Raw genomic sequence first — 12,558 nt, 5'->3', positions numbered from 1 at the left:
CCCTACCCAAACCTATAATTATTTACGTGTGTTTACTGAGCTGCGGATTGGTTGAACTTTAATTTTACGACCCATTTCTCTCACCTCCTTTAAATAAGAATGAAAATAAATTTATATCTCATTTTAAAACATGATAATTTTCAGATTGATCAAATAATCTTATAAATTCTGAATTTTCACCACTTTTATTCACTGAATATACTCCTCCATCATAAGATCCAGCAAGAACTTCTTCACCTAATTTCTCCATATAACTTATTCCATTATTCGCTACTTTAAATATGTTTTTCTTTTCATCATTTAAATCCCATACACTAATATATCCCCAATAATCACCTGCAAATAATACTCCTGAAGCATTAAAGCATACTGTTTTTACTGAGTAGTTATGCATATTGTGAAGACCTTTTAAAGATCCGTTTGATGCATCATAAATTCTTACAATTCTGTCTCTACTAACTGTTGCAAGTAAATTTTTCTTTTCATTATATGAAAGATCATTTATGACAAATGAGGAACCAACTAAACGAATACATTCTGATATATTTTTTCGATTAAAAATATGCACTTCCCCACCTGAAGAACCCGTAGCAATAAATTCTCTTTCTACTACCATTCCTTTAATGGCCCCATTATGTGCACGAAACTGATCAACGATGCTGAAATCGTAAAGGTTTATTTCAAATACATTCCCACTATATGAACCTATAAAAAACGAGTGATGTTCTCTATCATAAACAATTGAATTAAGTGGCCCAGATGAAAAATCAATTGATTTAATCATTGTCTTCAGTTCAGCATCTACCAAATGCAAATATCCTTTATGATCTCCCCAAGCTATTATAGAACCATCATTCGTCATACCTACGGCGTTATTCAAAACATGATTTACCGACAAAATCTTTTCTCCATTTAGTCTAAACACACCATCATCTGAAGCAGTAGCGACATTTCCATTTTCACTAACAGCTATATCGTTTATGGAAGGGGTTGCACATGTTATGTTATTATCAATTAGTTGATTTTTTTCCCACTCCCATTCACAAAACTTATATCCAAATGTACAACCATATACGTTTTTTTCATCCTTACTAAAAGCAAACCCTACTTCCCACTGATATTTGTATTGAGGTAATGATGAAAGCCTTTTGAAATTCCGATCCCAAATAAAAATTTGATGATCGTATGCAGCAGTTAATACGTAATTTCCAGATGGAGATATCTCTATAGTCTTAACACCGATTTTATGACCTTTTAATGTTTTCATTTTTGTATGTTTTAGAGCATCATATACATCTATATCACCATTATCTAACCCTATTAATAAAATCCCTCTATTTACATCTCCATTAATGGTATCTATGTCACAAGTATATGGACCTAAATTATCGAGCACTTCCCCAGTAATTAAATTCCACACCAAAACATTCCCGTTATTATCACAGGAAAAAACTTTATTGTTAAATGTCCATACAGATTTGACACTGCTTTTATGTTCATTAAATTCACGAATAATATTACCGTTTTCAACATTCCACACTAAAACTCTGCCATCATGTTGTAAGGATGTAGATATAATATATTGATCGTCCTCTGCGAAAATTGCATATTCGATGTCGTCAGTATGACCTAAAAAAGTTTTTATTACCGATTCAGTCTTAGTATCAATCAATTTCATAGAATAATCAGAAGAGGATGTGAGTAAATATCCTCCATCTTTACTTAGTGTTAATCCTCCGACTAAATGCTCGTGTTCAGTAAGAAGATATGAGGATCCGCTATTTAAATCCCATTTGTAAACTCTTTTATCATAGCCGCCAGTGTATGCATACTTCCCTGTTTGGTCAATTACTATTGCTCTTAATGGCCCTGTATGCATTTTTCATCCTCCTTTACTAATTTAAAAGAATGATTCATATCATTTACCTTTGTCTCTAAATATTTAATGTTAAATTGATTAACTTCACCAATCACATTTTCACAGCTCTCTATCGCAATTCCACTTTGTTTCAAATTATTTATTTTATCAGGATTATTCGTCAGTAGAATGATTGGCTTATTTCTTAATGTTTTTAATAAATAGGAAGCTTCTTCATAATCTCTACATTCTACTTTATACCCCAGCAACAAATTAGCTTCTAACGTGGTGTAACCTTTCTGCTGTAAAACATAGGTCATTGATTTACTAAATAGACCTATCCCTCTTCCTTCATGATTTGATAAATAAAATAATGCACCTGTTCCAGCTTGATAAATTTTTTGTAGTGACAGTTTTAACTGAATTCCACAGTCACATTTTTCACTTCCAAAAATATCTCCAGTGTGACAGATACTGTGTAATCTAACTTTTGCCATTTCTGAGTTTTCAAAGTCTCCGTATATCAAAACAGTGCTTTGTTGAGATTCGTTTTGAGATAGGCTCGGTAATTTTTCCAGCGTTTTTTTTAAGGACCATTTTTCATTATGTACAAACCAGGTATACCAATTAAAAATAATAATTTCTCCATTTAAATTAATAGGCAATTCAATAGGCCCGAAAAAGTACATATATTTCTTTTTATAGGGTATGATTTTTAATTTTTGGGCAAGTAACTTATAATCATCCAGTTTAAGTTGCAATTTTGTTCTCCTCACTTTATTTTTTGTAACTCCCATTTGTAGAAGCATTTTCACTACTATTGCGATGAAAAGTACACCCTTAAAAAATAAGCATTGGGTTAAAAACAACCTGTGCTCACTAATCTAATCCTCCACGATATTGCATATTAAGTTGTTTCCTATTGAATTATTTTATTGACGTCTAAGTTCCTTAATAAAGAATCCAATTCAGATAATGAAGGTTTTCTTACTTTTAATTGACCTCCAACATCTCCTTCAAATTGAACCAAAATTTCTGAACCTGGATTGGAAAAACCTTTGAATAATTTTATTTCATTGGATTGACATGTTTGAATGTCCAAATAAGCTTTTTTATTTAAATCTATATCAACGATCAAGTTTTGCTGGTCTAACTTTGAAGTTCTTGCTAATATAAAATCACCTTCATTAAATTCTGAATGTTCAGAATATATATCATTTTGAAATATATTATCCTCTTTCCTTTTTACAATTCTGAATCCTCTAAATACACTGGGAATATTTCCGTGCCTTCTTGAACATCTAGCTAAATCTAATCCATGTTCACACGTCCCACCTCTCAAAATATGGTAATTTAATGATTTAGAATATTTTAAGGGCGAACCTAAATAAGGTCGATTGTAACTTCTAGTCCACTCTTCTATATTTCCAGAAAGATCATAGACCCCATAGGGAGATCTATTTTCCTTTATGTTCTTTACTGGGATAGGCAAAGAATTGTATTGACCTTTTATATTTACATTCTCAATTATCTCATCGCCCCATGGAAATTCTCTATCATCCCAACTTCCTCTAGCGGCTTTTTCCCACTCGGGTTCAGTTGGAAGATCTATACACTCTCCCAAGGTTTCTGAAGCCCAGTAACAAAACATCAACGCATCTTCAAAATTAATGTGATATGCTGGGAAATCTAAATCGTTATTATTAATATGTTTTTTTATGACTAAGGGCATTTGCACATATGGATTATTTTGATAAAATTCTTTCATCATTCCAATCGTAACTGGAGTTTCAGAAATCCAATAATCATTTAAATATACTTTTTTCTGAGGGACTTCTTTTAATAACCATTCAAGCGGAACATTATAATTATTTACCATGTTTATAAACTTTTCTTTGTTCCACTCTGTTCCAAAATGAAATTCGCCTGCTTCTATATACTTGAATTTTAAGTTTTTGATCATACCAAAATTCCTCACCTCTCTATACTTAATAAAATGAATCACACAAATTATTTTTTTCTAAATAGGGATTGTTTTCAAGAAAAAAGTCATTGATTGGGAGATATTAATAATGAATTAGAGAAATAAATGTGATATAAATTGCAGAAATACGAAGATAAAATGTTGTGTTACTCTTTGAGGAAAGTAATGTGCTACTTATTATGGGTAGATTATAAAGAATATCTATATATTACTCTACCATATTATTCATTTTAAGTAAATAATTAGATATTATATTTTTTGGTTTTTATATATTTTTTTCTTATGAAAATTAATTTAGTATAATCTTCCTTCATCTCTATATCTAAAATGCCATTAGAATTAGAAATACTAAAAAAATCGACCATAAACTCCATCTCCTCCGTAATTGACTACCTGTTACAATAAAGGACAGCTTTTCAGCCCTTAAATAGGTTAAAAAAACTATTGAAACGAAATGGTCCCTTAACAATATCTTAGCAACAGGAAAAGGAGTTTACCAAACCTTCAATCATTAAATAATCCAAACTCTATCAATTACTTTTCTTGTACCTATATACTTCTAGATATCAAGTGGGAATGAACCATATAATCAGGCTATTGAGATTTTTCTACAGCCTGATTATGACTCGTTCATATCCTCTTAGGATCAAATGAATCCCTTAAGCCATCTCCTAAAAAGTTAAAGCAAAGAACCGTTATTAAAATAAAGAGACCTGGGAAAAGCGGGTACCACCATGCTTGCACCATAATCGAGAAATTTTGTGCATCTTGCAGCATGTTCCCCCAGCTTGCCGTTGGCGGCTGAATACCAAATCCAAGATAGCTGAGTGTTGATTCAGCTAAAATGACGGTGCCTACTTTTAATGTAGCTGACACAATAATAGGACCGATACAGTTCGGTAAAATATGCGAAAAGATGATGACATGATTTTTCGTTCCAATGGTTCTCGCCGCGAGTACGAATTCTCTTGTTCGAAGTGATAGGAATTCACTACGGATCAGTCTGGCCGTTGTTGTCCAGCCGGTCAAAGCAAAGATTAAAATCAATTTATCAATGCCCGGCTTGAAAATGGTGACGAGCGTGATCAATAGAAAAATGTCTGGAATCGACAACACAACATCCACAAACCTCATTAACAAGGAATCAACAAATCCTTTGAAATACCCCGCGACCGCGCCAACGACAGTGCCAATGGTGATTGCACCGACCACCGAGACAAAACCAACCAATAAAGAGACCCGCGCGCCATATAACACCCTTGAGAAAATATCGCGGCCAAACTTGTCAGTACCCATAAAATGCTCAGCACTTGGCGGCTGGAGCCGCTTCAATAAATCTTGATGCTCTGGTGCATATGGAGCAATCACTGGAGCGAAAATGGCAGAAAAGATAATGATCAATAAGATCACGGAGCCGGCAACCGCCAATTTATTTTTGAAAAATTTCTCACAAAATAAACGCAGCATCGTCTCTGGCTTTGGCGGAAGGCCCTCCTTTAATTTGATATCAACAGGAGGTGTTCCCATATTAGGTTGTGCCAATTGTGCTTCAGCTCCCTTCTAATATTCAATACGCGGATCAACGATCGCATATAAAATATCCGCTATTAAATTTCCAACCACCACAAGCACTGCAGAAATAACGGTCATTGCCATAATGACCGGATAATCTCTCGAAAAGGCAGAATCAATGAACAGCTTTCCAAGTCCAGGCCATGTGAAGATTTGTTCCACCACGACTGCGCCGCCAATAAAGGATGGTATCATCAATCCGAAAATCGTTATGACAGGCATAAGACCGTTTCTTAAACCATGCTTAAAAATGACTTTGTTTTCTCTAAAGCCTTTCGCTCTTGCTGTGCGAATGTAATCCTGTCTCATGACATCAAGCATACTGGACCTTGTGTACCGGGTCAGCCCCGCCATATCAGCCGTTGCTAAAACAAAGGCTGGTAAAATGATGTGATGGAGCCGGTCAAACACATTAAAATCGGCATTCAAGGTAGAGACTCCGCCAGTTGGAAACCACCCTAAGTTCACGGATAAAACCATAATGAGGATGAGGCCAAACCAAAAGTTTGGAATAGCCAGTCCGATAAAAGATGTAACCGTAATGCCATAGTCAAGCTTTGTATACGGGCGTTTTGCTGAAAGAACACCAAATGGGATGGCGATCAGCAGGGCAACTAATGTAGAAAAGATCATGAGGATGAGGGTATTTGGCAGCCGGGCAAAGATCAAATCAGCCACGGGCGTTCCCTTTTTGACAATGGATGTGCCAAAGTCACCTTGAAGCATATTGCCAAGCCATTTCATATATTGCACATATTCAGGATCGTTCAAGCCGTACTTATCAATAAAGGCTTCCCGGTCTGCCGCACTAATGGTAGGGTCCATCATGAGTGACATCGGATCGCCTGGTGCTGCTTTCATTATGGCAAAGGACAAAATGGTAATCCCCAATAAGATGGGAATCGAGAGCAATGTCCTTCTAATGATATATGTAACCATATGCACAACTCCTTTTTCATCGGATCGCCATTCTGTGAAATAAGGCTAAAATGATGTTATTTTAGCCCTATTTTTCTTCTCAGCGTGATATGACGAGTACTTGCTCGGAGCGAATGAAATATTCGTGAGCACCAGCACACAGGACAGACGCCGAATGCGAGGGTTTGTCTTCACGCTGAAAGGGGAGAAACTCCCCCCTTCTTCACAATGGGTCTACTTTTCAATCCACCACTTTTCGATTTTGTAATACTCATCTTTCGGATGATAAGAGTAGCCTTGTAGGTTAGCTGGCATAGCTCGATGTGAGTTGGCATAATAAAGGAATGTGTATGGCTGATCTTCTGCAATTAGTTCATAAATTTTTTCATACGCCTTTGTATAATCTTTTCGATCGCTTAAGTTTTTAGCATCTACGAGCAGCTGATCAACTTCATTGTTTTTATACCAAACTTTGTTTAAACCTTTTTCAGACTGACTTGAGTGAAAGATGCTATATTGATCAGGGAAAGTAGCTAGACTCCACCCTAGAAGTAAAGCGTCATAGTCCCATTTTGGTGGAGATGTCTGTTCGATTAACGCACTGAATTCTACAATTTGCGGCTTCGCTTCTACACCAATTTCCTTAAGTTGCTGCTGTACAACGACAGCGATATCTTCACGAACTTTATTTCCTTGGTTGGTTTTTAATACAAAGGAGAATTTCTTACCATTCTTATCAAGATAGCCATCTCCATCTGTATCCTTCCAGCCCTCTTCTTTTAGCATCTTTTTCGCTTTTTCTTGATCAAATTCAAACACTGGGAATTTTTCATTCTTCGGGTAATTCCAAGACAGTGGGCTTTCTGGTATGTTCGCTACTTTGCCGTCTCCATCTAACACTTGATCAACAATCGTTTGACGATCAATGGCATGGGTAAGCGCTTGGCGGACCTTTTTACTTTTAAAGAGATCGTTTTTCTGATTCCAGCCAATAAAAGAATAATTCAGGCCTAAATCGGACTCGATTTTGATGTTATTTATTTTTTCAGCTGTTTGCAGCTCCGCTCCCGGTACAGCAAAGAAATCAATATCGCCTGCTGATAACTGAGCAATAGCTGCATTTTCATCAGGAATCGTTTTAATCGTGACGGTATCAAGGTAAGGACGTCCATCCCAATAATCGTCAAAGGCTTCTAGTTTGACGTAGTCTCCTTCTTTCCATTCTGCGAATTTAAATGGACCTGAACCAATTGGTTTTTTTCGGTTAAATTCGTTTTCACCGAGATCTTTTATAGGCACATCACCTAAAATATGCTTAGGTAAAATACCGTAGCTTCCTAGTGTGACATTATAAAAATAAGGATCTTTTTTATTGAGCTTGAATTCGATCGAGTAGTCCCCTGTCTTTTTAACAGACTCTAAAACTTCAAAGCCTGATCCGCGCTCCCCGTTGTAATCCTTATTGATTGGAATGCTGTATGTAAACACAACATCATCAGCAGTCAGTTCTTCACCATCATGAAACTTCACACCTTTTTTAATGGTGACATCAAACTGCTTGCCGTCATCAGATTCTTTAATATCCTCTGCCAGCGATAGCTGAGGGTTGAGCTTTCCGTCTGTTTGAAGTAAGAAGCTGTAGATTCTTTCCTCAATATCCGAGCTTGCCACATCTGTAGAATACAGCGAGTTAAATAATGTTGGCTCTGCAATTGAACCGATGACAAGATCGCCGCCTTGTACAGGTTTACCTGTGGATTTCTTTCCACTATCTCCAGACGTTTTATTTCCACCAGAACAAGCAGCAAGGATTAATGTAAAAATCAGCAGTAAACTGACCAGAATGGACTTTCTATTTCTACCTTTCATAGACAATTCCCCCTATTCTTTTTTAAAAATAATGACCGAATCCTGTTTCATCCCCCCTCTCAAAGATGAGATCATACAAGCTTGATCAAGCGTTGTAGAGGTGGCAGGCAACAAAGTGGTTCGTTTTTAATTCCTGAAATGCTGGTACTTTTTCTTTACAGATTTCTTTCGCGTGCGGGCATCTTGTGTGAAATACGCAGCCTTTTGGCGGATTTGCAGGACTCGGCAGATCGCCTTGGAGCATAATGCGTTCTCTTTTCGTCTGCCCTTTTTTACGGGTGACAGGAACGGAAGAAAGCAGAGCCTGTGTATACGGATGGAGCGGGTCATCGTACAGACTATGCTTATCAGCAAGCTCCATCATTTTGCCGAGATACATGACACCGACTCTATCGCTAATATGCCTGACCACACTTAAATCGTGAGAGATAAATAGATAGGTAAGGTCAAATTCCTCCTGAAGCTCCTCCATCAGATTAATAACCTGCGCCTGAATGGATACATCAAGTGCTGATACAGGCTCATCTGCGATGATCATGTCGGGATTCATGGCAAGGGCACGAGCGATGCCGATTCGCTGCCTCTGCCCGCCTGAAAATTCATGGGGATAGCGGTTCGCAAAGCTTGGATGAAGACCTACCTTTGATAAAAGCTGTTCTACTTTTTCATTTCTTTCTTTTAAGGAATATAAGCGATGTGTTTTGTAGGGTTCTTTGATGATGCTTCGAAGTGTTTTTCTAGGGTTGAGTGATGCAAAGGGATCTTGAAAAACCATTTGGATGTTTTTTCGTGTAGATTGTCTTAGCTTTGATTCTGATACGCGCGTGATGTCTTGCCCTTTAAAAAAGATTTGACCGTCGGTTGGTTCGTATAGGCGAATCATTGTCCGGCCTAGTGTGGATTTCCCGCATCCTGACTCCCCGACAATACCTAACGTTTCACCTTTATAAATCTTCAAGTCTATGCCGTCAACAGCTTTCACTGCACCGACTTTCTTTTGAAAGACGCCCGCTTTAATCGGAAAATGTTTTCGAATCTGTTTCAGTTCAAGGATCGTTTCTTTCTCTGGTAAGTCTGTTATTTGTGTTTGATTTTGAGCAAGTGTCATGTGTTGTCTGCCTCCTCATATAAGAAACATCTGACGCTTCTGCCATTTTCAAATGTTCTCAGCTTAGGCAGTTCTCCCAGGCAGCGTTCCTTCACTTGCGGACATCTAGGAGCAAAGCGGCAGCCGGCTGGAAGCTGATCTGGCGCAGGAACATTCCCTTTGATGGCTGTTAACGGCTGTATGTCTCCGTCAATGACAGGAATCGATTCAAGCAGCCCTTCTGTGTAAGGATGAAGCGGCTGTTCAAACAACTCTTCGACAGTCCCATTTTCAACAACCTGTCCGCAGTACATGACAATCACTCGATCTGCCACTTCAGACACGACACCTAAATCATGTGTGATCAGAAGAATAGATGTACCAAAGGTAGAGCATAAATCCTTCATTAAAGTGAGTACCTGTGCTTGAATGGTCACATCCAGGGCAGTTGTCGGTTCATCTGCAATGAGAAGCTTCGGATCACAGCTTAGCGCTATGGCAATCATCACTCTTTGCCGCATGCCGCCTGATAAACGATGCGGATAATCTTTCATGATTTGCTCCGGGCGGGAAAAACCAACAAGCTTCAGCAGATCAACCGCTTTTTTGACCGCTTCTTTTTTTGAAAGTTTTTTGTGATAGATGAGGATTTCTGTTATTTGTTCTCCGATGGTTAAGACGGGATTAAGTGAGGTCATGGGTTCCTGAAAGATCATCGATACATCATTACCACGGATGCTGCATAATTCCTTCTCACTATATGTAACAAGGTCCTTTCCATCAAGTTTGATGGAACCGTCCATAATTTTCCCGCCCGTTCCATGAATCAGACCCATAATGGATAAGGACGTAATGCTTTTGCCAGACCCAGACTCACCGACTAATGCGACAGTTTCTCCTCTGTTGATGGTGAAATCAACGCCATCAACAGCAGGTATCGGTTCTTTTTTTCGAAAAAAATAGGTTTTTAAGTTTTGCACTTCAAGCAGCGTGCTCATTCATTCGCCCCTTTCTCCCTAGATCAATAGAATCGAACCCAAATATTCTGCATTTTTAAAATAAAAAGAATTATTTGTATATTATTACATCGCTATGACGAAATCAAGAAGTATTTAGTAAATTTGTAATATGTCTCTTTTTATGTGAATTATTCACTTTGTGATTCTATCGCCTTTAAAAAAGTTTCTGCTGGCTCTGCGATCATAGACTCCTCGCTGATTCGGTGCTCATTGAAATATTTTTTCACAATATAAAATCCGGTAGCGTAACCAAGCATTCTAGGGTAGTTCCCTTTTCCATAAAGAAGATTCTGTATCAGCCTTTCGTCGTCCTGGACTTTTTGATCAAGATGACTGGATACCCACTTCTTGTACATACGCTGAAGCTGATCTTCGCTATAGAAGGTGGTCCATTTCGCTGTATAGTTTTCTCCATATCTATGATACACAGCATATTCAGCGAGCCCCTCCATCATGATTGTATCGAGGAATGTAAAGTCTTTTTCTTCTTTTGTGAGAAAATGCAGCCTGCATACATGGTGATATTCGTGAGTCAGCAATGTACCAATTCGCTCCTTCGGGGTATTTGGAGACAAAAAGAGAAAGACCTTGTCATCGAATGCCATGCCGGATTGATAATAAAATTGCTCTCTGATTTCTCTGCTGCTCTCGTTGACAGGTAAAATAAACACAGGAATGTCAGGGCCTTTCCACTGCTTTTGAAGCGTTTGATATTCTTTCATGACAAGCTTGAAGTACCCTTTTTCCTTGAGCTTGTCGATCATGTTTTTGCACGAGCTCCAAGACCGAACCATCCCGTGATGCTGCAGGTGAGCGAGGATAGACGACCCTTCTTTTTCCTCGGCCCCTTTAAAATAAGGAACAAAGCGCGCTGCAAGCTCCTGAAATGATGATGATTGATGAATGAGATATTGTGTATTGATCAGACCCATACCGCTGAACACCTCCATTTTCATCATATGCAAAAAAGCGGCGATCTGTTTATCGACCGCCGCTTTCTCAGAAAGTATTATGCTTCGTATTTTTTGAAAATAATTGTCGCATTATGCCCGCCAAAACCAAGTGAGTTACTTAAAGCCACTTGTACTTCTTTTGAACGTGCTTCATTTGCTACATAATCAAGATCACATTCTTCATCCGGTGTTTCGAGATTAATGGTTGGAGGAAGGACGCTGTCTTTAATCGCAAGAACAGAGAAAATGGCTTCTACTCCGCCTGCTGCGCCAAGTAAGTGACCTGTCATTGATTTTGTCGAACTGATCGCAAGCTTGTTTGCATGCTCTCCGAACACTTCTTTAATCGCCATTGTTTCAAATTTATCATTGTAAGGTGTGCTTGTACCGTGGGCATTGATATAATCAATGTCTTCCACAGACAAACCTGCATCTCGAATCGCTTCTTTCATTGCACGGACGCCGCCTTCTCCATTTGGAGCTGGTGCTGTTATATGGTAGGCATCTCCAGTTGAACCATAACCAACGATTTCTGCATAAATGGTCGCACCACGTTTTAAGGCATGCTCAAGTTCTTCAAGAACAATAATCCCTGCACCCTCACCCATGACAAATCCGTCACGGTTTTTGTCGAATGGACGGCTTGCTGTCTTTGGATCAGGATTTGTCGAAAGGGCTTTGTTCGCACAGAAACCTGCAAACGACATTTTTGTTAATGGCGCTTCTGTTCCGCCTGTGATCATCGCATCTGCATCACCGCGCTGAATAACTTTAAATGCATCACCAATTGAGTTTGTTCCTGTTGCACATGCTGTCACTGTACAAGAGTTAACCCCTTTTGCGCCAAGTGCAATAGAGATTTGGCCTGTCGCCATATCAGGAATCATCATTGGGACGAAGAATGGACTGACGCGTCTTGCCCCTTTATTTGAATACACTTCGAACTGCTCTTCAAATGTTTCAAGTCCGCCAATACCAGACCCAACCCATACACCAACACGCGGTGCGATTTCATCTGTGATTTCAAGACGTGAATCTTCCAGCGCCTTTTGAGCAGCAACGACTGCATATTGCGTGAAGCGTGCCATTTTTCGCGCTTCTTTTTTCTCCATGTAATCTTCAATGTTAAAATCTTTTAGTTCTGCCGCTACTTTTGCGGTATATTCACTTGAATCGACACGTGTAATTGGTCCAACCCCTGATACACCTGCTACAGCATTTTTCCATGTTGACTCTACATCGTTGCCAAGAGGTGTCAAAGCACCTAATCCTGTAACAACTACTCGTTTTTTATCCAT

General features: G+C 38.5%; 10 protein-coding genes. All 10 read right to left on the bottom strand.

What is annotated here, in order from left to right; all coding sequences use genetic code 11:
• Positions 1-118 precede the first annotated feature (118 nt).
• The gene (locus M1D81_RS05655; RefSeq protein ID WP_456265367.1) at positions 119-1,879 is read right to left on the bottom strand and encodes a WD40 repeat domain-containing protein; all 1,761 of its coding nucleotides are present in this window, start codon (positions 1,877-1,879) and stop codon (positions 119-121) included.
• On the bottom strand, positions 1,861-2,655 hold the full coding sequence (locus M1D81_RS05650; RefSeq protein WP_456265368.1) for a GTP cyclohydrolase II: 795 nt from the start codon (positions 2,653-2,655) through the stop codon (positions 1,861-1,863). The genes M1D81_RS05655 and M1D81_RS05650 overlap by 19 nt, the downstream gene beginning before the upstream one ends.
• A 122-nt stretch (positions 2,656-2,777) precedes the next feature.
• Positions 2,778-3,821: a formylglycine-generating enzyme family protein gene (locus M1D81_RS05645; protein ID WP_456265369.1), complete on the bottom strand. Its 1,044-nt coding sequence runs from the start codon at positions 3,819-3,821 to the stop codon at positions 2,778-2,780.
• A 651-nt stretch (positions 3,822-4,472) separates the two neighbouring features.
• A complete protein-coding gene (gene opp4C, locus M1D81_RS05640; protein ID WP_456267154.1) occupies positions 4,473-5,369 on the bottom strand; it encodes an oligopeptide ABC transporter permease in 897 nt (298 codons plus the stop codon).
• Positions 5,370-5,402: 33 nt separating this feature from the next.
• The gene (locus M1D81_RS05635) at positions 5,403-6,353 is read right to left on the bottom strand and encodes an ABC transporter permease (RefSeq protein WP_034621771.1); all 951 of its coding nucleotides are present in this window, start codon (positions 6,351-6,353) and stop codon (positions 5,403-5,405) included.
• 213 nt (positions 6,354-6,566) lie between these two features.
• A complete protein-coding gene (locus tag M1D81_RS05630; protein ID WP_456265370.1) occupies positions 6,567-8,201 on the bottom strand; it encodes a peptide-binding protein in 1,635 nt (544 codons plus the stop codon).
• An 85-nt stretch (positions 8,202-8,286) separates the two neighbouring features.
• The gene (locus M1D81_RS05625; RefSeq protein WP_456265371.1) at positions 8,287-9,309 is read right to left on the bottom strand and encodes an ABC transporter ATP-binding protein; all 1,023 of its coding nucleotides are present in this window, start codon (positions 9,307-9,309) and stop codon (positions 8,287-8,289) included.
• Positions 9,306-10,286 (bottom strand): ABC transporter ATP-binding protein, encoded by a 981-nt coding sequence (locus M1D81_RS05620; protein WP_456265372.1) that lies wholly within the window; start codon positions 10,284-10,286, stop codon positions 9,306-9,308. The genes M1D81_RS05625 and M1D81_RS05620 overlap by 4 nt, the downstream gene beginning before the upstream one ends.
• 149 nt (positions 10,287-10,435) lie before the next feature.
• Positions 10,436-11,239 (bottom strand): DUF2268 domain-containing protein, encoded by an 804-nt coding sequence (locus tag M1D81_RS05615; protein ID WP_456265373.1) that lies wholly within the window; start codon positions 11,237-11,239, stop codon positions 10,436-10,438.
• A 77-nt stretch (positions 11,240-11,316) separates the two neighbouring features.
• Complete coding sequence (gene fabF, locus M1D81_RS05610; RefSeq protein WP_456265374.1) at positions 11,317-12,558, bottom strand: beta-ketoacyl-ACP synthase II; 1,242 nt, start codon at positions 12,556-12,558, stop codon at positions 11,317-11,319.

It is taken from the genome of Bacillus sp. JZ105, from assembly GCF_053903125.1.
This window is presented reverse-complemented; position numbering and strand designations above follow the sequence as displayed.